Source organism: Microtetraspora glauca, from assembly GCF_040656155.1.
Taxonomy (GTDB): Bacteria; Actinomycetota; Actinomycetes; order Streptosporangiales; family Streptosporangiaceae; genus Microtetraspora; species Microtetraspora glauca.
This window is the reverse complement of record NZ_JBFALK010000007.1, coordinates 38,997-59,305: the sequence shown is the minus strand read 5'-3', so window position 1 is coordinate 59,305 and position 20,309 is coordinate 38,997. Positions and strand designations below refer to the sequence as shown.

The following is a 20,309-nucleotide window of genomic DNA, read 5'->3' as shown; positions in this document are numbered from 1 at the left end:
CCAGCCCCCCTGTTCCGGGGGGGGCGCGGGCACCCCCCCACACTCCCCTTGGACCCCCCACCCCCCCCGCCGCCGCGGGGGCCCCCCCGCGCGCCCACGGCATGAATCCGCCGGACCAGGCCCGGCTCCAGCCTGAGCGACGGATCGTCCTAAGACTCACCGCCGGTGATGAGGGTGCGTCGCGTAGTACTCTTCGCGCGCGCGCTCGGCACGACGGCGATTCTCCGCGCGCGTGCGCTCGCGCTCGCGGCGCTGTCGCTCGATGCCTTGCAGGTAGCGCTCGCGGTGGCGCTCGGCACGACGGCGATGCTCCTCGCGCTCCCGTGCTCGATAACCGCCGTGCAGGTAGCGCTCGCGTTCGAGCCTGGCACGATGGCGAGCGCGCTCGCGCTTCGTTTCGACGAGACCGCGCTCGCGCTCGCGCCTCCCCTCGCTGCAGGTGATGCGGACGGCCTCGCCGTTCTCCCTGCAGTACATGCAGCCCTTCCGCCACCAGCAGTCGTCTCCATCCGTGGCGGTCGAGGTGGGGCGTGCCGCCTGAGTCGCGACGGCGGCGTGCGCCGGCTGGGCGAGTACGGCCATGGGGACGACGGCGGAGGCCACCAGCACGCCGGTGGCGAGTGTGTATCTGAGCATGGCAATCACTCCGTGCGTGACGATTCCCCGCCCCTGCTCGGTGGCGGGACCGGATCTCGTGGTGTCGGGTCCGCGGAGCGACGCGGCGGGGCCGCGGGCCGGTGTGTACGGACGGACGGAGCGTCGAATCGGTCTCCCGGGATGACGCCGAAACGGCGTGTCGACCTACCCCAACGGTAGGGACGCCCACGGCCGGTGGTCACCCGTAAGCGGCAAAGGGCCCGGTCGGGGCGGATTACCGTTTGTTCGCATCGGCTTCTCCATGGACCACCGCTTCGCGGAACTCCGGGTGCCCGGCGCCCGCGTTCGCGCCACCACCCGCCATGCCCCGACGGCTCGTCGTCCCACGACCCTGTGGAGCCGCGTTGCGGACTGTCTCGAATTTTTGTTCTAATCGACCTATGCGCTGGGACAATCTGCGGCTGGACGACTCGGGCCAGGGCGATCCGGTCACCCCGTTGTTCGCCCGCGGCGCGGTGACCAGGACGTTCGACACCCCCGAGTTCAGGGGCATCACGTTCTACGAGATCCACGCCCGGTCGATCATCAACCGGGTGCCCGGGGCGAGCCACGTTCCGTTCGAGTGGACCATCAACCCCTATCGGGGGTGCAGCCACGCCTGCGTCTACTGCTTCGCGCGGCGCACGCACGAATATCTCGATCTGGATTCCGGGCGGGATTTCGACTCCAAGATCGTGGTGAAGGTCAACGCGCCCGATCTCGTCCGCAAGGAGCTGGCCGCGCCGAAATGGCGGGGCGCGGCGATCGCGATGGGGACGAACGTCGACTGCTACCAGCGGGCCGAGGGGCGATATGAACTGATGCCCGGCATCATCGCCGCGCTCAGGGATGCCGCCAACCCCTTCTCGATCCTCACCAAGGGTTCGCTGATCCTGCGCGACCTCGACCTGCTGGCCGAGGCCGCCGAGGTCACCGACGTGAGCACCGCCGTGTCGGTCGGCTTCACCGACAAGGACGTCTGGCGCGCGGTGGAGCCGGGTACGCCCGCCCCGCGCAAGCGGCTGGACGTCTGCGCCACACTCAACCGGCGCGGCATCCGCTGTGGCGTGCTGATGGCTCCGATCCTCCCCTACCTCACCGACTCCCCGCAGGCGCTGGACGCGACCGTGCGGGAGATCGCGGAAGCGGGCGCCACGCACATCGCGCCGATCGTGCTGCACCTGCGGCCCGGCGCCCGCGAGTGGTTCCTCGCCTGGCTGTCCCGCGAGCACCCGCGCCTCGTCCCCCGCTACCTGGAGCTGTACGGCAGGGGCGCCTACGCTCCGAAGGCGTACCAGGAGCGGATCGGCCGCGAGGTGGGCGAGCTGGCCCGGCGCCATGGCGTCGGACGGTCGGCGAGCCGTGCGGTGCGCGCCGTCCGGGAACGCCCGCGACCTGCCGCCCCGGAGCAGCTCACCCTCATGTGAGGCCACCGCCCGCCGCATGCCATCATCAGCGTGGATCTCATCCATGATCCCAACCGTCGCCGGAGTACTGGTTTGCCGGCTGACCTGAAGAGCGGCCGGCCTAGAGTGCGGCACAGGGAGGCGCGGGCATGGACGATCTGGTGCGGGCGCACACGCGGCTCACGGCCGTGCCGTACGTCCCGGAGATCCGGCTGCACCTGGCGCCGGCGGAGGCGCAGGACGAGGTGTTCGGGCTCTGGGAACGGACCGGCGGGTTGCCGTACTGGGCCTACGCGTGGGCGGGCGGGCAGGCGCTGGCCCGGCACGTGCTCGACCGTCCCGAGCTGGTCAGAGGCCGGACCGTGCTCGATCTGGCCTCGGGGTCCGGCCTGGTCGCCATCGCCGCCGCCATGGCGGGCGCCGCCCACGTGATCGCCAATGACATCGATCCGCACGCCGTGGCCGCCATCGCACTCAACGCCCGGGCCAACGACACCGCCGTCACGGTCCGCCCGGGCGACATCCTCTCCACGACACCCGGGGAGGACGTCGTGCTGGTGGGCGACGCCTTCTACGACGCGGCGCTCACCGGGCGCGTCATGCCGTTCCTTCTCCGTACACGATCAGCGGGCGCGGCGGCGGGGCGGACCGTGCTGGCGGGCGATCCCGAGCGCGCCTGCTCCTACCTGCCGCGCGACCGGTTCACGCCGGCGAGTGTCCACCTGGTTCCCGCAGTGTTGGAGGACGTTCCATACAAGCGCACGACGGTGTGGAGCCTCCGTGATCGTATTGTGATGTAGTTCACATCAACCTTTCAGGCATGCCTCTTCGTCCTAGGAAATAGGGATAAGAACCGAAATCGGACGGGGAAGCATTTTGTCGTTTACGGGGATTCTGCGGCGTTCGGCGGTCAAAATACGAGAGGCGCGCGATAGTAGCCGCGCGCGGCACGCCGAGCCACGAAACGTACACGAGGTACGCATTCTCCTGTTGCACGCGAACGGGATGGGCGGAACGATCCGGACGGTGTTCAACCTCGCCGGATATCTCGCCCGGGAACACGACGTCGAAATCGTGAGCGTGGTCCGGGAGCGTGAGGAGCCGTTCTTCCCGGTCCCGCCGGGCGTCCGCATCCGCTACCTGGACGACCGCCTTCCCCGCAGGAAGGGGCTGCTGTCCCGCTTCCCCAGCAGGTTGATCCCCAAGGAGGAGGCGGCCCACCACTGGTTCACGCTGCGTACCGATCTCAAGCTCATCCGGTACATCCGCGGGCGGCGGCGCGGCGTCCTCATCGGAACCAGACCCGGCCTGAACCTGATCATGTCCCTGGTCGCGCCTCCGGAGATCATCACGATCGCTCAGGAGCACGGCAACCTGGGCGGTCACGGCCCTGAGCTGCGCAAGCAGATCACCCGCCGCTACGGCAGGCTCGACGCCGTGGTCACCCTGACGCAGTCCGACCTCCAGGCGTACGAGCGGGCACTCAAGACCCGGCCGCGCCTGCTCGCGCAGATGCCCAACGCGGTGACCAGGTTGAAGGGCGGCCTCTCCCCTCTGACCGCGAAGACCGTCGTCGCCGTCGGCCGTCTCACCTACGGAAAGGGCTACGACCTGCTGATCCGGGCGTGGGCGCATGTGGCGGCCCGGCATCCCGACTGGACGCTGCGCATCTTCGGCGACGGCCCCCGCCGCGAGAAGCTGCAGGCGGCGATCGACAAGCGGGAGCTGACCGCGAAGGTGCTGCTCATGGGATCGGTCGACGACGTCGGCAGCGAACTCGCCCAGGCGTCGATGTACGTGCTCAGCTCGCGCCGTGAGGGCATGCCCATGGTCATCCTGGAAGCGATGAGCAAGGGCCTGCCCGTCGTGAGCTACGACTGCCCGACCGGCCCCGCCGAGCTGATCACCCACGATCACGACGGACTGCTGGTCAAGCCGGAGAAGATCCACGCGATGGCCGACGCGATCTGCCTGCTCATCGAGGACGAGGAGCGACGCAGAAAGCTCGGCGCCAACGCCGCGGACAAGGCCGCGGGTTACGACATCGACGTCGTGGGAGCACGCTGGGAGGAACTCCTCCACGGCCTGACCGGGGACCCGGGCGGACAGCCCTGACGCGCCTCCACCACTGCCACCCGCCGCCACCTCCTGACGTGTCCTCCCCCGGGTGCGGCGGGGTCAGGTCCCGTCGAGCAGTCGCCGCGCGAGGGCGCGCACCTCGTCCCGCAACTCCTCCGGCCTGATCACGGTGAAGCGCCAGCCGAGGCCCGCGAGCAGCTGGGCCATGCCGTCCAGCCGCTCGGCGCGGCCCGTCATGCGCACTCCCCCGTCGACCTCGGTGAGCGCCGCGACCGTCGGCGGGATGCGGCGCCGCGCCTCCTCGAGACTCGTCGCCAGCACGACCTCCACCTCGTGCCTGTACGGCACGCCCGCGAGGGACTCCAGCACGTGCGCGACGGGATCGAACCCGCCGGGTGCGGCGAAGTCGTCGTCGGTGACCTCCGCGCCGGACACCCGGTCCACGCGGAAGGTCCGCACCTCCCCGCTGCGGTGGTCGTGCCCGGTGACGTACCACCGGCCGGAATGGAAGACCAGCCCGTAGGGGTCGAGCGTCCGCTCGCTCTCGCTCCCCTGGTAGGAGCGGTAGGAGAGCCGCACCCGGCGGAGGCGCCTGGCCGCGTCGGCGAGTGTGAGCAGTGTGGCCGCGGCGGGGCGCGGGGCGTCCGCCGCCCGTGACGTCACGTCCACCGTCTCCTCGACCGCGCGTACGCGCTCGCGCAACGCCTCGGGCAGTACCCTTTGGATCTTGGCCAGCGCGCTCTCGGTGGCCGCCTCCCCCACCGACAGGCCGGTACGGCGGCCCGCGAGCAGGCCGAGGACGACGGCGGCCGCCTCGTCGTCGCCGAACATCAGCGGCGGCAGCTTGTACCCGGGCCGCAGCCGGTAGCCGCCGTAGCGCCCCCGCTCCGCCTCGACCGGTACGCCCAGGTCGCCGAGCCTTACGGCATAGCGACGCACGGTGCGCTCGTCCACCTCCAGCCGGGCGGCGAGCTCGGGCCCGGTGATCCCCGGACGCGCCTGCAGCAGTTCGAGGAACGCCAGAACACGATTCGTGGACATATCAGGACCGATTCTGACCTGATTCGGTTCTACTGTCGACCCATGACGACATACGTACTGGTTCCCGGTCTCTGGCTCGGCGCGTGGGTGTGGCAGGGCGTCGCGTCCGCACTGCGCGCGAGCGGCCACACCGCCTGTCCCGTGACGCTCACCGGCCTGGCCGACCGATCCCATCTGGCCTCGCCGGAGCTCACGCTCGACACCCACATCGACGACATCGCCAACCTGATCGCGTACGAGGATCTGCGCGACGTCGTGCTCGTCGGGCACAGCGGCGGCAGCGCGGCGGTGACCGGCGCGGCCGACCGGGTCGCGGACCGGATCGGCCGGGTGGTCTACCTGGAGGGCGGACCGGTGCCGGACGGCGTCGCCCCGATCGACATGATGGCGCGCGAGTTCGTCGAGGCCCGCCTCAAGGACGAATGGCGCTATCCCTTCCTGTCGTGGGACGACATGGAGGCGTCCGGATCCAGCCTCGACGGTCTTGGACCGGCGGAGCGCGAGCTGATGGCCTCGCGCGCGACCGACCACCCGCTGGGCACGATCAGCGGGCCGCTCCGCCTCACCGGCGCGTTCGACGCGCTGCCCAAGACCCTGATCAGCTGCTCATTCCCGCTCGACCAGGTCAGGGGTCTGATCGCCCAGGGGCACCCCTTCTTCGCGCCGCTGGCGGGACCGGAGTGGGAGCTGCGCGAGCTGCCCACCGGCCACTGGCCGATGCTCTCCCGCCCCGCCGACACGGCGGCGCTGCTCGCCGAGATCACGCCCGGGACCTGATCGGCGGGCCCGCCGCGCGGCGCCCGCCCGCGCGGGCGCCGCGCACAGCACAGCAGGACATTTGTCCCACGGAACCCGGGATGCTTTTATCTATGGGCGAAAGCCTCGCCTCCGTAGCGTTCTGACCATGGAAAACGCAGTATCCCTGGCGAACGTCACCAAGACTTTCGGCGCGACCCGGGCCGTGGACGGGCTGACCCTCACCATCCCCCGGGGCCGGACCGTGGCCCTCCTCGGCCCCAACGGCGCGGGCAAGTCCACCGCGATCGGCATGCTCCTCGGGCTGTTCCCGCCCGACTCCGGAACGGTCTCCCTCTTCGGCCGCGACCCCGAGCAGGCCGTACGGCACGGCCGGGTGGGCGCCATGCCGCAGGAGGGCGGGATCATCACGAGGGTCACCGTCCGTGAACTCCTGTCCTTCGTCTCCCGGACCTATCGGGAACCGCTCCCGCTCGACCGGCTCCTCGCTCTCGCCCAGCTCACCGGGCTGCGCGACCGGCGCGTGGACAGGCTTTCCGGCGGCCAGGCGCAGCGGGTCAGGTTCGCGATGGCCATCGCGGGCGACCCCGAGCTGATCGTCCTCGACGAGCCGACCGCCGCGCTCGACGTCGAGGCCAGGCGCGAGCTCTGGGCGAGCATGCGCGGGTTCGCCGAGCGGGGCAGGACGATCCTGTTCTCCACGCACTACCTCGAGGAGGCGGACGAGCAGGCCGACCGGGTGATCGTGATCAACCGGGGCCGGGTGGCGGCGGACGGCACCAGTGCCGAGATCAAGCGCGAGGTGGCGATGACCACCGTCAGCGTGACCGTGGGCGGGGAGGCCGCCTGGCTGGGCCGGCTTCCCGGCGTGACCCGCATGGAGGTCGCCGGCGACCGGGCCCGCCTGCACAGCTCCGACCCCGACGCGACCGTCATGGCCCTCGCCCGGGCGGGAGCCGTACGGGACATCGAGGTGACCCCGGCGGACCTGGAGGACGCCTTCGTCGCCCTCACCGCCACCGGACCGCTCGCGAAGGAGAACGCGTGATGTGGGGATATATCCGGCTAGAGCTGATCAGGTCCGTGAGGGACGGCGGCTACATCGTCTTCGGCGTGGTCATGCCCGTCGTGATGTACCTGCTCTTCACCAACCTCGGTCTGGCACAGGGCGACAAGCAACGACGCGGCGATCTTCACGATGGTCAGCATGGCCGCCTACGGCGCGCTGGGCAGCGCGTTCAACAACGGCAGCGGCATCGCGGAGGACCGCGCGGCTGGCTGGCTGCGCCAGCTCAGGCTCACCCCGATGACGCCTGCTCAGGTCGTCGCCGGAAAGGTCGCCACCGGCGTGCTGGGCGTCGTCCCGAGCATCGCCGCCGTCCTGCTCACCGGTGCGCTGGTCAACCACGTCACCCTCACTCCGGGCCAGTGGCTGGAGATCATCGTGCTGCTGTGGGTCGGGACCGTACCCTTCTCCCTGCTCGGCCTGGGCAACGGATACCGCCTGACCGGGCAGACCGCGGCGATGGCCAACCTCGCCACGATGCTGGGCCTGTCCATCCTCGGCGGCCTGTGGATCCCGGCCACCGGGTTCCCCGGCTGGCTGCGCGCGATCTCGGAGTGGACGCCGTCCAACAGCTACGCCGCGCTCTCCTGGCACGCCGCGTTCGGCGAGGCGCCCGCCCTCCGCGAGATCGCGATCCTGGCCGGCTGGCTGGTCGTCTTCGGCCTCTACGCCATGTACGGTTACCGCCGTGCGGGCAAGACAGCCTGAAGAGCGGCAGATGGGCGCAAACCCGGCCTCCGACCGAGATACCTGGCTGAACCCGCTCAGCGAGGGAGAGCGCGGCCCGGACGCCAAGGGCATGTACGTATGGGTCCTGCTCGCCACCGGCGGGGTGTGGGACATCGCGCACGGGCGCTCCCATCCGCTCTGGCTCGCCTGGACCGCGGTGGGTCTCACGACCGCGCTCTACATCGTGACGATCCGCCTCGCCTTCGCCGACAACCACCGGGCACGGCGCCTCTGGCTGCCCCTGTTGGCCGTGGTCGTTCTCCCGAGCGCCGCCGCGTTCGGCGACAACTGGCTCTACCTCCTGCTCGTCCTGGCGGTCGCGCTCGGTGTGACCGTCAGGAACAGGACGATGCCGTTCCTGCTGTTCGTGCTCTGCGCCTCCGCCGCCGCGATCGCGTGGTGGCGGGGAGCCGGACTCGCGGCCGTCCTCACCCTGGACTGGGGCATCTTCTGCTCGGGCCTGATCCCCGCGATGATCATCCGCTTGTGGGAGGCCATCCGCGAGCTCCAGCGCACCCGGCAGGAGCTCGCCGAGGCGGCGGTCACCGAGGAGCGGCTGCGCTTTTCCCGCGACCTGCACGACCTCCTCGGCCACACCCTGTCGGTCATCGTCGTCAAGGCCGAGGCCGTACGCCGCCTGATCCCCAGGGACACCGAGGCGGCGGCCGGGCAGGCCGCCGACATCGAGCGGATCGGGCGCGAGGCGCTGACCGAGGTTCGCGCCGCCGTCACCGGCTACCGGGGCCGCGGCCTGGCCGCCGAACTGGACTCCGCGCGTACGGCGCTGGCCGACGCCGGGATCGCCCTCACGATCCGCACGCCGTCCCTGGACCTCCCGCCCGAGACGGACGCGCTGCTCGGCTGGGCCGTACGAGAAGGGGTGACGAACGTGATCCGGCACAGCGGGGCGACCCGGTGCGAGATCGAACTGGACGAGGGGATGGTGCTGCGCGTCACGGACGACGGCGGCGGCCTCCCCGGCAGGAACGACCAGACGCGGCCGCGAGGACAGGGAAACGGCCTCACAGGTCTGCGTGAGCGGGTCCGGGCGGCCGGCGGGCGGCTGTCCACCGACTCCCCGCCCTCCGGCGGGTTCCGGCTGCAGGTGAGCCTGAACGCATGATCAGGGTCCTGCTGGCCGAGGACCAGGGCATGATGCGCGGCGCGCTCGCCCTGCTGCTCGGCCTCGAAGAAGACATCGAGATCGTCGCCCAGGTGCCGACCGGGGACGGCGTGCTCCCGGCGGCGCTGCGCGAGCGGCCGGACGTCGCGCTCCTGGACATCGAGATGCCCGGGAAGAGCGGCCTCGACGCCGCCGCCGAGCTGCGCGAACACCTCCCGGAGTGCCGGGTGCTGTTCCTGACGACGTTCGGGCGGCCCGGCTACCTCCGGCGGGCGATGGAGGCGGGCGCGTACGGCTTCCTCGTGAAGGACGGGCCGGTCGAGGAGTTGGCCGCGGCGATCCGCCGGGTCCTGGGCGGCGAGCGGGTCATCGACCCCGCGCTCGCGGCGGCGGCGCTCAGCACCGGGCCGAGCCCGCTCACCGACCGGGAGCGTGACGTGCTCGCCGCCGCCGGCGACGGCTCCACGATCGCCGACGTCGCCGCCCGGTTGCACCTCTCGGAGAGCACCGTGCGCAACTACCTGTCGTCGGCGATCGGCAAGACCGGCACCCGCAACCGGATCGAGGCGGCGCGCCAGGCCAGGCACAACGGCTGGCTCTGACCCGCGCCGCGCCCACCGCTCCGGCGCCCGGCACAACCTGACGCCGTCGCGTTCCGGCGACGGTCACACGAGCGCGCCGCCGGAGAACGCCGCGTCGAACGTCACCTTGGCGAGTGCCCGCTGGCCGTCGCCGCTGGGATGGAAGTAGTCCCACGCGCTCACGTGCTTGAGCGTGTACGGGAAGGAGAAGACGGCGCCGCCGTCATAACGGCAGGCCGGGCCGTACGCCAGGCAGGACTCCCCCAGCCGCTCGTTGTACGCCATGACCCGCGCCCTGACCCGCTCGCGCCGGAGCCGGTCCTTCCGCGCGGTCGAGGAGGGCTCGGCCAGCATCGACGGGCAGATGTGCCCGACCGTCCAGAAGGCCCGCGCGACCATGCTCGCCTTCCCCACCGACCACAGCCGCTGGAGGTCGGGGATGCTGCCGACGATCACCCGCGCGCCGGTCGGCCGCAGCACGGCGAGCGCCTCGTCCACGCGCCGCCCGAAGACGTCCACGGGCGTCATGTCCTTCTCCGAGCCCACGCACGCGTCCTGCGCGCCGATCAGGATCGTGACGTACGCGGCGCCCTTCGCGACCGCCGCGCGGGCCTGCCCGGCGAGGTCCGCGCTCGTCGATCCCGGGACCGCGAGGTTCACGTTGTGTCCCGCTACCGCCGGGACCAGTTCGCGCAACCGCAGATAGTGGCTGTTCACCTCGGCGTCGTCCCCGGTGGACCAGGACCGTGAGGCGCAGGAGACGTACCAGCCGCAGGCGTTGAACCCGGCGCTGATCGAGTCGCCCAGCGCCGCCATCACCACCGGACTGGTCTGGGCGTACGCCGTGCCCGGCAGCAGGAGGGCCGCGACGGCGAGAACGGACGCGATCTTCATGCGCCCAAAGGTAGGGAGCCTCGCCTGGCCTGCTCCATCACCTCCGGGGAAGGCGTGTCTTCCGTGACCAACTTCCTATCACCGCTTGACAAGGGGTCCCGCGAAGGGGGGCTCATGTCGAACACGTTCAGTTTCTGCGTAAAGTGGTTCAAGTGAGTGTCGCTCTCATCCGCCCCCTCGTGGTGCGCACGGTCTCCGTCAGCGATCCCGGAGAGCTCGTCTCCTGCCTGCCTGACGCCGCGCCGTACGCGTGGATCCGGCACGGAGAAGGGCTCGTGGGCTGGGGCGAAGCCGCCCGCGCCACGATCCCCCCGGGCCCGGACCGGTTCCGCCGGGCCCGTGACTGGGTGTCGTCGCTCTTCCGGGACGCGCGCATCGACGACGACGTGGCGACGCCCGGCTCCGGGCCCGTCGCCTTCGGTTCGTTCACCTTCGAGGCGGACGCCCCCGGGTCGACCCTCGTCGTCCCGCGCGTGGTGCTCGCCCGCAGGGGCGGCCGCGCCTGGCTCACCACGATCGGTGCGGACGATCACAGCCCCGAGCTCAGGACACCTCCCACCCCGCCGGGCCGCATCCGGTACGGCGACGGCTCGCTGACCGCTCCCGAATGGCAGCACGCCGTCGCCAGGGCCGTCCAGCAGATCAACGACGGAAGGCTCGACAAGGTCGTCCTGGCCCGCGACCTGACGGCCGTCGCCGAGAACGACATCGACGTCCGGGTCCTGCTGTCACGGCTGTCCGCCCGCTATCCCGAGTGCTACACCTTCTCGGTGGACGGCCTCACCGGCGCGACACCGGAACTGCTGGTCCGGCACCGGGGCAACGCCATCGAGTCGCTCGTCCTCGCCGGGACCACCCCGCGCGCCGACGAGCCCGCCGAGGACCTGGCCCGAGGCGCGGCCCTGTACGCGTCGCCGAAGGACCGGTACGAGCACGTCTGCGCCGTCAGCTCGGTCAGGGAGGCCCTCGCTCCCCTGTGCTCCACGCTCGACGTGCCGGACGAACCCGAGTTGCTCGTGCTGCCCAACGTGCAGCACCTCGCCAGCCGGGTCAGCGGTCGGCTGTCCGACGGCGCCTCCGTCCTCGACGTGGTGGCGGCGATGCACCCGACGGCGGCGGTCGGCGGCACGCCCACCGGCACCGCCCTCGACGTCATCCGCGAGTTGGAGGGCATGGACCGCGGCGGCTACGCCGGGCCCGTGGGCTGGATCGACGCCAGGGGCGACGGCGAATGGGGCATCGCCCTGCGCTGCGCGCAGATCTCCGGCAACCGCGCCCGCCTTTTCGCCGGGTGCGGCATCATGGGCGACTCCGACCCGGTCGCGGAACTCGCCGAGGCCCACGCCAAGTTCCGCGTCATGCGCTCCGCTCTGGAGAGCTGACCGCCCGGTCCTCCCTGAGGTGGACGCCATCGCCCGGAAGGGCGATGGCCCGCCCCGCCGTCACGCCCGCGAGCCAGCGGGCGAACCCGCCCCGCGCGTCGTCGGCGACCGCCACCTCGAACGTGACGTCCGCGCCGTAGTCCACGGCCCGGACAGGGTACGGCGAGGCGCGCAGGTCGTTCTCCAGCCGCCCCGAGTGCGCGTGGTCGACCACCACTGACATGATCGTCGCCGGGACCATCCGCACGCTCGTCGCGCGGTCGAGCGCCTCCCCCACGGCGCCGCCGTACGCCCGGACCAGGCCGCCCGCCCCGAGCAGCACGCCGCCGAAGTAGCGGGTGACCACGGCCACGACGTCGGCGAAGCCGCGCCGGTTGAGCACCTCCAGCATCGGCGTGCCGGCCGTACCGCCCGGCTCCCCGTCGTCGTCGGCCTTCTGTGCCCGCGACCCGATCACGTACGCCGTGCAGTTGTGGTTGGCGTCGCCGTACAACCGCCTGCGGCCGGCGATGAACGCCCTGGCCTCCTCCTCCGTCCCCACAGGAGCGAGCGCGCAGATGAACCGCGAGCGGCGAACCTCGGTCTCGTGCTCGATGGGATCGGTGATGGTCAGGTAGGAGGGCATCACGCCAGCGTAGCCAGCCCACCGCCTTTACAATGTAGATTCATTACACCGCGGGGTCCGCTCACCCGACGACGAGCTCGGCGGGACGGCCGAGCAGCGCGGTGATCCGCTCGGCGGCGGCCTCCAGCGGCCCTCCCGGCACCGGATCGATCAGCTCGACGGCCAGCCGCCCGTCCTTGGCCTCCCACACCCCGGCCACCCTCCCCCGGTGGACCACGACCGGGGAGATCCAGCCCGCCGCCCGGCTCACCTTGGCCCGGGCAGCCGCGGGCAGCAGAGCGTCGAGGCCGCGCGGAGCGCCCAGCACGTATTGGTCGAACCCCGGCAGCAGGTGCACGGACTCCGACGGCCGGGCGGCGGCCAGCGTGTCCACGTGCTCGGCGAGCGCCACCATGGGCGCTCCCTCCACCTCGACCTGGGCGAGCTCCGGGCCGAGGTCGCGGAACCACCCGCGCAGCACCGCCTTGCGCATCGTGCCCCGCGACAGCCAGCCGTCGAACATCTCAGGGGTGGCCGGGCCGTGTACGCCCAGGAACGCGCGCACGAGGGCCGTGCCCCCCTCCTCCGCGGACGGCGGCGCGTCCGGCCAGCCGGGCAGCCGGTCGGAGGGCCGGGCGAAGGTCACCCGCCCGTCGCGGGGCGGGCCGTAGCACAGCTCCCCCAGGAAGCTCAGCGGCTTGAGCAGCGCACCCCAGCCGGAGGTGAGCGCCTCACACAGATGGCCGTCGCCGGTGACCTCGGTCACGGCCTCGACCAGCTCCTCGCGGGTCAGGGAGCGCCCCTTGAGCGCCTGCGGCACCGCGCCGATGATCGCCTCGACCTCGGCGGCGGTGACCCCGTGCCCCCGCTGCCATGACCCCTTCTCCCAGAACCGCAGCGCGCCCAGCGTCGCGCAGTACGTCGCCAGCTCGTCCGCCGGGACCAGGTGCAGCGTTCCGCGCATCAGCCACGTCTTGACGAGCGTGCGGTCCTCCCACAGCGCCTCGTCCACCGCGCCGGATCTCGGGTCGGCCGACCGCACCGCCAGCGCCAGCTCCGCGGAGGAGGCCACCTGGGCCTGCACCCCGCACAGCCGACGGGCGATCATCACGGGTCCGGATCCGGCGGCCGGCTCGACGAACTGGCGCTCCAGCCGCCATGCGAGCACCTGGGGCCAGGTCAGGTGAAGAGTCACGCCCGATGTTCTACACCCCTCCACCGACAGACGGCCGCCCCGCGCATCGTCACCATAAGCGGGCATCCAACGGACACGGACCGTTTCGTCAGGACATTCTGATGTCCGCTAACCTCGACGTGTGACTTCCGAGCGCCTGGACATCGACCTTGACCGGTCGAGCCCCGTCCCCCTCTACTTCCAGGTCGCCGAGCAGATCTCGGAGGCGATCCGGCGCGGCGACCTCGCTCCCGGCTCCCGGCTCGACAACGAGATCCAGCTCGCCGACCGGCTCGGGCTCTCCCGTCCCACCATCCGCCAGGCGATCCAGTACCTGGTGGACAAGGGTCTGCTCGTCCGCAAGCGCGGTGTCGGCACCCAGGTCGTCCACGGCCAGGTCAAGCGGTCGGTGGAGCTCACCAGCCTCTACGACGACCTCAGGCGGTCCGGGCAGGAACCCGCCACCCGGGTGCTGTCCATCGACACCGAGCCCGCCGACGAGAGCGTCGCGGCGGTCCTCGCGCTGCCGGAGGGCACCGAGGTGCTCAGGATCGAACGGCTCCGCTACGCCGCGGGAGAGCCGCTGGCCCTGCTCCACAACTGGCTGCCGCTCGGGCTGGCCGACCTTTCCGCGACGTCGCTCCAGGAGCGCGGGCTGTACGAGCTGCTGCGCGCGGCCGGGGTCAGGATGCGGGTCGCCAACCAGCGGATCGGCGCCCGTGCCGCCACCCCGTCCGAGGCGCGCCTCCTCGATGAGCGGCGCGGCGCTCCCCTGCTGACGATGGTCCGCACGACCTACGACGACCAGGGAAGGGCCGTCGAGCACGGCTCCCACCTCTATCGGGCATCGCACTATTCGCTGGAGGTCACGCTCATCGAGCGGTGACGGACTGCGGCTCGTCCTCGGCCGCCCGGACCTTCCGCTTGAGCCAGACCGTGGTGCCCAGGCCGAAGAGCAGGGCGGCGACCAGCCCGACCCAGGAGAAGCCCTTCAGCCACTTGTCGGCCACGACGCCCAGATAGTAGATGGCGGTCGTGGTGCCGCCCGCCCACACGACGCCGCCGAGCACGTTGGCGATCAGGAACCGCCAGTACGGCATGCGCAGCGCGCCCGCCAGCGGACCGGCGAGGATCCGCAGCAGGGCCACGAACCGGCCGAAGAACACCGCCCACATGCCCCACCGGTCGAAGAGCCGCTCGGCCTTCGCGATGTGGGCGGGCCCGAAGTGCTTGGGGAACCTCCGCCCCAACCGGTCGAACAGCGGCCGGCCGCCCTTCCAGCCGATGTAGTAGCCGATCGAGTCGCCGATGATCGCCCCGGCGCTGGCGCACACCCCCACCACGATCGGGCTGACCACGCCCTTGGACGACAGCAGCGCCGCGCTGACCAGGACGATCTCACCGGGAAGCGGGATACCCAGGCTCTCCAGCCCGATGACCACACCGACGAGGATGTAGACCCAGACGGCTGGGATCGTCTGCAGCCACTCCTCGATGTGCATGTCACTCCTCATAAATGGGGCGGGTCGGGCACGCTCCATTCTGCCGTCGCCCCGGCAATGACACATCCATCGCGAGGACCACCGCGGGTCAGTCTCCGGTAGCACTCGCCATCATCGCGGAGCGTACGGCCTCGCCCATGGCGGCGTGTACCGCGGCGTTGGCGTCACGGCGCGTGCGCACCTCGACCAGGCGCATGCCGTCCCCCTTGACGGCCCTGGGCAGCTCGTCGAGGTCCTCGACCCGCGTGTACGGCAGGCCGGTCGAGGCGGCGAGATATTCCAGATCGACCCCGTGGGACGTCCCGAAGATCCGCTCGAACGGGTCGCCCACGGCCGCCTGCGGCAGCAGCGAGAAGATCCCGCCGCCGTCGTTGTTGACCACGACCAGGCACAGGTCGGGCCGCGGCTCCTGGGGGCCGAGGATGAGCCCGTTCTGGTCGTGCAGCAGCGTCAGATCGCCGATCAGCGCGTACGACGGGCCGTTGTGCGCCAGCGCGGCGCCGATGGCCGTGGACACCAGCCCGTCGATGCCGGACGCGCCGCGGCTCGCCATCAGGCGCAGCCCCCGGCGGGGTCGCATGGCCTGGTCCAGGTCCCTGATCGGCATCGAGGAACCGCAGAACAGCAACGACCCGTTGGGCAGCAGCTCGACCAGGTCGCGCGCCACCCTCGGCTCGCTCAGGCCCGAGGAGTCGAGCACCGCGTCGATCGCCTCCCTGGCGACGTGCTCGGCGTGCCGCCACGACCGCAGCCAGGAGTCGTCTCCCGAGGTGACCGGGATCTCCACCGCCTGCGCGACCTGCGTCGCCGACCTGGTCGGGTCGGGCCAGCGGGTCAGGTCCGAGGCGACCACGATGTGCTCCTCGGCCCTGCGGATCCAGGACAGCAGCGGCCGCGACAGTCCGGGACGCCCGAGCGTCACGACGACGTCGGGCCGGTGGGCCTTGGCGAACTCGGGGTTCCCCAGCAGGAAGTGATAGGTCGAGATGGCGTGGTCGCCGTAGCGGCCGCCGCCGTTGGGCTCGGAGAGCACCGGCCAGCCGGCCATCCCGGCTGCCGCGACGTACCTGCGGACGCCCGCCGCTCCGTCGCCCACGACCAGCACGCCGCGCCTGGTCGGCGGGATGTGCAGCGCGGACGCGGGAGGCGCCACCCTCGCCCTGATCCACGCGCCGCCCGCGTCTCCGTCGAGCGACTCGCACCACGAGCCGTCACCGTCAGGGATCAGCGGCTCGCGGAAGGCCAGGTTAAGGTGGACCGGCCCCGGATCCGGCGGCCCCGCCGCCCGCTGGTAGGCACGGCAGGCGAGCGACCGCCAGTAGGCCGCCTGCCCCGGCCGGTCCTCCGGCACGCCGACCTCGGCAAACCAGCGGACCGCCGAGCCGTACATCTTGACCTGGTCGATGGTCTGGTTCGCGCCGGTGCCGCGCAGCTCCGGCGGCCGGTCGGCGGTCAGCACGAGCAGCGGCACGCCGGACTCGGACGCCTCGATCACGGCGGGGTGGAAGTTCGCCGCCGCGGTGCCCGACGTGCAGATGATCACGACGGGCCGCTCCGAGCGCTTGGCCAGCCCGAGCGCGAGGAAGGACGCCGACCGCTCGTCGATCCGCACGTGCAGCCGCACCCGCGGCTCCTCGTGCACGGCCAGGGCCAGCGGCGCCGACCGGGACCCGGGAGCGAGGACGACGTCGGTCACCCCGCAACGCACCAGCTCGTCGACCAGCACCGTGGCAAGCGCGGTGGCGGGATTCACTGCCGCCCCTCTCCGGCCGTTCCGGCGGCCTCCTCCATCCGTCGTTTCCAGGCGGGCGACTCGATCTCATACGCCGCGAGGGCGCGCTGATCCACCTCCGGACGTCGTACGGCTATCGCCCCGCCGACGGGGACGAGGGAGTCCGTGACGACATCACCGCTGAGCAAAGGCATCGTCCCGAGGCCGCAAGCGTACGGCAATTCGGGCAATGCGGCAGCTAGAGCCAGCCCCGCCGCCAGGCCGACCGACGTCTCGACAGCGCTCGACACGACGACGGGCAGACCGCACGCCTCGGCGACGCGCAGCGCGGCCCGCACCCCGCCGAGGGGCTGCACCTTGATCACGGCGATGTCCGCCGCCTCCGCCGCGCGCACCTTGAGCGGGTCCTCCGCACGGCGGATCGACTCGTCGGCCGCGATCGGGACGTTGACCCGCCGCCGGACCTCGGCGAGCTCGTCGAGCGTGGCGCACGGCTGCTCGGCGTACTCCAGGTCGAACCGGTCGAGCTCCTTGAGCCTGCGGACCGCGGAATCGACGTCCCAGCCGCCGTTGACGTCCACCCGGACCCGGCCCGCCGGGCCGATCGCGTCGCGTACGGCCTCGACCCGCGCCATGTCCTCGGCGAAGTCCTGCCCGCGCTCGCCGACCTTGACCTTGGCGGTCCCGCAGTGCGAGAGCCTGACGATCTCGAAGGCCTTCTCCGGGCCCACGGCGGGCACGGTGGCGTTGACCGGGATCCAGGCGCGGAGCGGCTCCGGCCACCCGTCGAACGCGGCCTCGTTCGCGCAGGCCAGCCAGCGGGCGCATTCGGCGGGGCCGTACTCGGGGAAGGGTGAGAACTCCCCCCACCCGGCGGGCCCGTGGATCAGCACGCCCTCGCGGACGGTCTGCCCCCGGAACCGCAGGGTCATCGGGATACGGAAGACGTGCACTAGGGGCGGCGCGGGAACTTCGCGAAGTCCGGGGTGCGCTTCTCCTTGAACGCGTCGCGGCCCTCCTGGGCCTCTTCGCTCATGTAGTAGAGGAGCGTCGCGTCACCGGCGAACTGCTGCATGCCCGCGGCGCCGTCGGTGACGGCGTTGAGCGCGCCCTTGAGCATGCGCAGCGCGAGCGGCGACTTCTCCAGCAGCTCGCGCGCCCACTGGACGGTCTCCTCCTCCAGGCGCTCCAGCGGGACGACCGCGTTGACCAGGCCCCACTGCAGGGCGGTCTCGGCGTCGTACTGCCGGCAGAGGTACCAGATCTCGCGCGCACGCTTGAGGCCGACGGTCTCGGCCAGCAGCCACGAGCCGTATCCGCCGTCGAACGAGCCCACCTTGGGGCCGGTCTGCCCGAATTTGGCGTTGTCCGCGGCGATCGTGAGGTCACAGCAGACGTGCAGCACGTGGCCGCCGCCGATCGCGTAGCCCGCGACCATCGCGATGACGGGCTTGGGGCAGCGCCGGATCTGCACCTGCAGGTCGAGGACGTTCAGGCGGCCCATGCCGTGCGTGGTCTCGTCGACGTAGCCGTCGTCACCGCGGATCTTCTGGTCACCGCCGGAGCAGAACGCCCGGTCGCCGGCACCGGTGAAAATGATCACACCGACGGCGGTGTCCTCCTGGGCCGTGTTGAACGCGTCCCGCAGCTCGAAGAGCGTCGTCGGGCGGAACGCGTTGTGACGCTCCGGCCGGTTGATCGTGATCTTCGCGATGCCCTCGGCGGTCTCGTAGATGATGTCCTCGTACTCGCCTGACCGCTTCCAGTCGACGCCGCTCGTCACACTCGCTCCTCACTCCAGCGATCCGCCCGTTCACCGGCGGTTCCGTCTGCCGGGACTAACCTTACGACCGTGCCCATCAGTCGCGAACACAAGCCCCGTGAACACAGCGGCGAACCCGGCGGCGCCCAGGTCCACGGACATGGCCACGGACACGGCCACGGACACGGCGGCGCGGAGAGGGCGGTGCACGCCCTGCTCCTGCCGCCCGGACCGGCGCTGTTCGCCGCCGTCGAGCGCGCGCTCTCCGGAGACGGCCCGGCGGTCCTGCCGCTGTCCCCCGACCTGCCGCGTCCCGCGCTCACCGCCGCGCTGGCCTCGCTCCGGCCCACGCACGTCGTCACCCCCGAGGGCGTACGGCGGGAGCCCGACGGGGCGCCGACCGGCGCGGCGGTGATCATCGCGACGTCCGGATCGACCGGCGTGCCCAAGGGGGTCGAGTTGACGGCGGAGGCGCTGACCGCCTCGGCGCGCGCGTCGCTGGAGCGGGTGGGCGCCGCACGGGGTGAGCGATGGTTGTGCTGCCTTCCTCCGTCGCACATCTCGGGGATGCAGGTGCTGGTCAGGTCGCTGCTGAGCGCGTCGGACCCGGTCATCCATCCGCGCTTCACCCCCGAGGACGTGGCCGGGAGCGGAGCCGAGCACGTCTCTCTCGTGCCGACCCAGCTCAGGCGGCTCCTCGACCTCGGCGCGGACGTCTCGGCGTTCCGCACCATCCTGCTCGGCGGGGCCGCGGCGCCGCCCGGTCTGCTGGCCGAGGCGCGGGGCCGCGGCGCCCACGTCGTCACGACGTACGGCATGAGCGAGACCAGCGGCGGATGCGTGTACGACGGCGCCGCCCTTGACAATGTAGATCTCAAAATCGGGGCCGATGGCCGGATCCGAATCTCGGGCCCGGTCCTGTTCTCGGGGTACCGGCTGCGGGAGGCGCGCGACGCGTTCGAGGGCGACTGGTTCGTCACGTCCGACCTGGGCTCGATCGACGCCGGGCGGCTCGCGATCCTCGGGCGGGCCGACGACGTCATCAACACCGGCGGCCAGAAGGTGGTCGCCGGCTCCGTCGCGCGCGTCCTCGCCGGGCACCCCGGCGTCCGCGACGTCGCCGTGGTGGGTCGCCCGGACCCGGAGTGGGGCGAGGTCGTCGTGGCCGTGGTCGTCGGTACGGCGACGCTCGCGGAGCTCCGCGAGTACGCCAAGGAGCGGCTGCCCGCCTACGCCGCACCACGAATGGTGCAAACGGTGCAAGAGATTCCGATGTTGCCAAACGGAAAACCGGATATGGTCGCCCTGCGAAACCAAAAATGACCTCCACGCGTCACATATGTAGGGAGGACGTCCATATGAAGCCGGATCGCCGGATGCTGATCTCCGCGGGTGTCGTCACCGCCATCGTCGTGGGCGGGGTCTCCGTGGCCACGACCGCGTCGGCCGGCCGCCTGGAACAGGCGGTCAAGGTACGGTCGGTCAAGGAGCCCGCGAAAGGCAGGGCGACGCCGAGCGCGTCCCCTGTCGCGCCGGCCGACGACCAGACGATCGAGCCCGAAGAGCTCATCGAGAACATCGCGCCCTACGTGGTCGAGAACCACCTCAGCATCGACCCCGGCGCGACCGGCGACTACTGGACGACCGAGCGACTTGAGGGCGCCGACCCCATGCCGATGCCCCAGGTGAGCATCAGCGTCATCACGCCGTCGAACTGACCCCTCCCGCGTCCTGGGGGAACAAACTGGGCTCGGCGACGTTATCCATACAGGTGCGCCGCGCCGCCGCAACCGCCGCGCCCAGCCATTGCCACCCAGAACGACTACTCCGTCATGGAGGAGG

22 protein-coding genes are annotated in these 20,309 nt (G+C 71.6%); 12 read left to right on the top strand and 10 right to left on the bottom strand.

Annotated elements, in window-relative coordinates; translation table 11 throughout:
• Positions 1–156 precede the first annotated feature (156 nt).
• Positions 157–636: a hypothetical protein gene (locus AB0I59_RS14815; protein ID WP_061258586.1), complete on the bottom strand. Its 480-nt coding sequence runs from the start codon at positions 634–636 to the stop codon at positions 157–159.
• Positions 637–1,037: 401 nt separating this feature from the next.
• Between AB0I59_RS14815 and AB0I59_RS14810 the strand changes: the two genes are divergently transcribed.
• The 3 genes from AB0I59_RS14810 to AB0I59_RS14800 all read left to right on the top strand — a co-directional run bounded on the left by AB0I59_RS14810 (position 1,038) and on the right by AB0I59_RS14800 (position 4,157).
• Positions 1,038–2,063, top strand: a complete 1,026-nt coding sequence (locus AB0I59_RS14810) for an Rv2578c family radical SAM protein (RefSeq protein WP_082777271.1) — start codon at positions 1,038–1,040, stop codon at positions 2,061–2,063.
• Positions 2,064–2,191: 128 nt separating this feature from the next.
• Entirely contained in the window at positions 2,192–2,842 is a 651-nt protein-coding gene (locus AB0I59_RS14805; RefSeq protein WP_061258587.1) for a class I SAM-dependent methyltransferase, read from the top strand.
• Between the two features lie 205 nt (positions 2,843–3,047).
• On the top strand, positions 3,048–4,157 hold the full coding sequence (locus AB0I59_RS14800) for a glycosyltransferase family 4 protein (protein WP_063818870.1): 1,110 nt from the start codon (positions 3,048–3,050) through the stop codon (positions 4,155–4,157).
• Positions 4,158–4,220: 63 nt separating this feature from the next.
• On the opposite strand, the gene AB0I59_RS14795 is transcribed toward AB0I59_RS14800, so the two are convergent.
• Complete coding sequence (locus AB0I59_RS14795; RefSeq protein WP_061258589.1) at positions 4,221–5,162, bottom strand: helix-turn-helix transcriptional regulator; 942 nt, start codon at positions 5,160–5,162, stop codon at positions 4,221–4,223.
• Positions 5,163–5,204: 42 nt separating this feature from the next.
• Here AB0I59_RS14795 and AB0I59_RS14790 point away from each other — a divergent pair, with 42 nt between their 5' ends.
• Positions 5,205–5,939 carry an alpha/beta fold hydrolase gene (locus AB0I59_RS14790; RefSeq protein WP_358132928.1) on the top strand — a complete coding sequence of 245 codons (735 nt, stop codon included), beginning with the start codon at positions 5,205–5,207 and terminating at the stop codon, positions 5,937–5,939.
• Positions 5,940–6,066: 127 nt separating this feature from the next.
• Positions 6,067–6,966 (top strand): ABC transporter ATP-binding protein, encoded by a 900-nt coding sequence (locus tag AB0I59_RS14785; protein ID WP_358132926.1) that lies wholly within the window; start codon positions 6,067–6,069, stop codon positions 6,964–6,966.
• Positions 6,967–6,983: 17 nt separating this feature from the next.
• Here AB0I59_RS14785 and AB0I59_RS14780 read toward each other — a convergent pair whose 3' ends face one another.
• Positions 6,984–7,127: a hypothetical protein gene (locus tag AB0I59_RS14780; protein WP_358132924.1), complete on the bottom strand. Its 144-nt coding sequence runs from the start codon at positions 7,125–7,127 to the stop codon at positions 6,984–6,986.
• Here AB0I59_RS14780 and AB0I59_RS14775 point away from each other — a divergent pair.
• The 3 genes from AB0I59_RS14775 to AB0I59_RS14765 are packed head-to-tail and all read left to right on the top strand — an operon-like array spanning position 7,126 to position 9,438.
• Entirely contained in the window at positions 7,126–7,692 is a 567-nt protein-coding gene (locus tag AB0I59_RS14775) for an ABC transporter permease (RefSeq protein ID WP_358132922.1), read from the top strand. The two genes, AB0I59_RS14780 and AB0I59_RS14775, sit on opposite strands and share 2 nt — an antisense overlap.
• A gap of 10 nt (positions 7,693–7,702) precedes the next feature.
• Positions 7,703–8,836: a sensor histidine kinase gene (locus tag AB0I59_RS14770; RefSeq protein WP_358132920.1), complete on the top strand. Its 1,134-nt coding sequence runs from the start codon at positions 7,703–7,705 to the stop codon at positions 8,834–8,836.
• On the top strand, positions 8,833–9,438 hold the full coding sequence (locus AB0I59_RS14765) for a response regulator (RefSeq protein ID WP_358132918.1): 606 nt from the start codon (positions 8,833–8,835) through the stop codon (positions 9,436–9,438). The genes AB0I59_RS14770 and AB0I59_RS14765 overlap by 4 nt, the downstream gene beginning before the upstream one ends.
• A gap of 63 nt (positions 9,439–9,501) precedes the next feature.
• Here AB0I59_RS14765 and AB0I59_RS14760 read toward each other — a convergent pair whose 3' ends face one another.
• Positions 9,502–10,311 carry an SGNH/GDSL hydrolase family protein gene (locus tag AB0I59_RS14760; RefSeq protein ID WP_061258595.1) on the bottom strand — a complete coding sequence of 270 codons (810 nt, stop codon included), beginning with the start codon at positions 10,309–10,311 and terminating at the stop codon, positions 9,502–9,504.
• 152 nt (positions 10,312–10,463) lie between these two features.
• On the opposite strand from AB0I59_RS14760, the gene AB0I59_RS14755 reads away from it, so the two are divergent.
• The gene (locus AB0I59_RS14755) at positions 10,464–11,693 is read left to right on the top strand and encodes an isochorismate synthase (protein ID WP_358132916.1); all 1,230 of its coding nucleotides are present in this window, start codon (positions 10,464–10,466) and stop codon (positions 11,691–11,693) included.
• Here the strand turns inward: AB0I59_RS14755 and AB0I59_RS14750 are convergent.
• Both AB0I59_RS14750 and AB0I59_RS14745 read right to left on the bottom strand, forming a co-directional pair.
• Positions 11,668–12,318, bottom strand: coding sequence for a YigZ family protein (locus AB0I59_RS14750; RefSeq protein ID WP_358132914.1), 651 nt, complete (start codon positions 12,316–12,318; stop codon positions 11,668–11,670). The genes AB0I59_RS14755 and AB0I59_RS14750 overlap by 26 nt on opposite strands.
• Before the next feature lie 61 nt (positions 12,319–12,379).
• On the bottom strand, positions 12,380–13,492 hold the full coding sequence (locus tag AB0I59_RS14745; RefSeq protein WP_358132912.1) for a winged helix DNA-binding domain-containing protein: 1,113 nt from the start codon (positions 13,490–13,492) through the stop codon (positions 12,380–12,382).
• A gap of 121 nt (positions 13,493–13,613) precedes the next feature.
• On the opposite strand from AB0I59_RS14745, the gene AB0I59_RS14740 reads away from it, so the two are divergent.
• A complete protein-coding gene (locus AB0I59_RS14740; RefSeq protein WP_061258598.1) occupies positions 13,614–14,357 on the top strand; it encodes a GntR family transcriptional regulator in 744 nt (247 codons plus the stop codon).
• On the opposite strand, the gene AB0I59_RS14735 is transcribed toward AB0I59_RS14740, so the two are convergent.
• From AB0I59_RS14735 to menB, 4 genes are all read right to left on the bottom strand, one after another.
• Positions 14,344–14,973 carry a DedA family protein gene (locus AB0I59_RS14735; RefSeq protein WP_061258599.1) on the bottom strand — a complete coding sequence of 210 codons (630 nt, stop codon included), beginning with the start codon at positions 14,971–14,973 and terminating at the stop codon, positions 14,344–14,346. The two genes, AB0I59_RS14740 and AB0I59_RS14735, sit on opposite strands and share 14 nt — an antisense overlap.
• 88 nt (positions 14,974–15,061) lie before the next feature.
• Complete coding sequence (gene menD / locus AB0I59_RS14730) at positions 15,062–16,726, bottom strand: 2-succinyl-5-enolpyruvyl-6-hydroxy-3-cyclohexene-1-carboxylic-acid synthase (protein ID WP_358132909.1); 1,665 nt, start codon at positions 16,724–16,726, stop codon at positions 15,062–15,064.
• Complete coding sequence (locus AB0I59_RS14725; protein ID WP_061258601.1) at positions 16,723–17,658, bottom strand: o-succinylbenzoate synthase; 936 nt, start codon at positions 17,656–17,658, stop codon at positions 16,723–16,725. Before AB0I59_RS14725 ends, menD begins: the two co-directional genes overlap by 4 nt.
• Positions 17,658–18,488 carry a 1,4-dihydroxy-2-naphthoyl-CoA synthase gene (menB, locus tag AB0I59_RS14720; RefSeq protein WP_061258602.1) on the bottom strand — a complete coding sequence of 277 codons (831 nt, stop codon included), beginning with the start codon at positions 18,486–18,488 and terminating at the stop codon, positions 17,658–17,660. Before menB ends, AB0I59_RS14725 begins: the two co-directional genes overlap by 1 nt.
• Before the next feature lie 183 nt (positions 18,489–18,671).
• Between menB and AB0I59_RS14715 the strand changes: the two genes are divergently transcribed.
• Complete coding sequence (locus tag AB0I59_RS14715; protein WP_435830971.1) at positions 18,672–19,790, top strand: AMP-binding protein; 1,119 nt, start codon at positions 18,672–18,674, stop codon at positions 19,788–19,790.
• 35 nt (positions 19,791–19,825) lie between these two features.
• Complete coding sequence (locus AB0I59_RS14710; protein WP_061258604.1) at positions 19,826–20,185, top strand: hypothetical protein; 360 nt, start codon at positions 19,826–19,828, stop codon at positions 20,183–20,185.
• Positions 20,186–20,309: the final 124 nt, after the last annotated feature.

Excerpts from the sequence above, each read along its gene's own strand:
- AB0I59_RS14765 (WP_358132918.1), top strand. The coding sequence starts at position 8,833 with ATGATCAGGGTCCTGCTGGCCGAGGACCAGGGCATGATGCGCGGCGCG.
- AB0I59_RS14770 (WP_358132920.1), top strand. The coding sequence starts at position 7,703 with ATGGGCGCAAACCCGGCCTCCGACCGAGATACCTGGCTGAACCCGCTC.
- AB0I59_RS14780 (WP_358132924.1), bottom strand. The coding sequence starts at position 7,127 with ATGCTGACCATCGTGAAGATCGCCGCGTCGTTGCTTGTCGCCCTGTGC.
- AB0I59_RS14795 (WP_061258589.1), bottom strand. The coding sequence starts at position 5,162 with ATGTCCACGAATCGTGTTCTGGCGTTCCTCGAACTGCTGCAGGCGCGT.
- AB0I59_RS14735 (WP_061258599.1), bottom strand. The coding sequence starts at position 14,973 with ATGCACATCGAGGAGTGGCTGCAGACGATCCCAGCCGTCTGGGTCTAC.
- AB0I59_RS14800 (WP_063818870.1), top strand. The coding sequence starts at position 3,048 with ATGGGCGGAACGATCCGGACGGTGTTCAACCTCGCCGGATATCTCGCC.
- AB0I59_RS14790 (WP_358132928.1), top strand. The coding sequence starts at position 5,205 with ATGACGACATACGTACTGGTTCCCGGTCTCTGGCTCGGCGCGTGGGTG.
- AB0I59_RS14810 (WP_082777271.1), top strand. The coding sequence starts at position 1,038 with ATGCGCTGGGACAATCTGCGGCTGGACGACTCGGGCCAGGGCGATCCG.
- AB0I59_RS14805 (WP_061258587.1), top strand. The coding sequence starts at position 2,192 with ATGGACGATCTGGTGCGGGCGCACACGCGGCTCACGGCCGTGCCGTAC.
- AB0I59_RS14785 (WP_358132926.1), top strand. The coding sequence starts at position 6,067 with ATGGAAAACGCAGTATCCCTGGCGAACGTCACCAAGACTTTCGGCGCG.
- AB0I59_RS14815 (WP_061258586.1), bottom strand. The coding sequence starts at position 636 with ATGCTCAGATACACACTCGCCACCGGCGTGCTGGTGGCCTCCGCCGTC.
- AB0I59_RS14760 (WP_061258595.1), bottom strand. The coding sequence starts at position 10,311 with ATGAAGATCGCGTCCGTTCTCGCCGTCGCGGCCCTCCTGCTGCCGGGC.
- AB0I59_RS14710 (WP_061258604.1), top strand. The coding sequence starts at position 19,826 with ATGAAGCCGGATCGCCGGATGCTGATCTCCGCGGGTGTCGTCACCGCC.
- AB0I59_RS14750 (WP_358132914.1), bottom strand. The coding sequence starts at position 12,318 with ATGCCCTCCTACCTGACCATCACCGATCCCATCGAGCACGAGACCGAG.
- AB0I59_RS14775 (WP_358132922.1), top strand. The coding sequence starts at position 7,126 with ATGGCCGCCTACGGCGCGCTGGGCAGCGCGTTCAACAACGGCAGCGGC.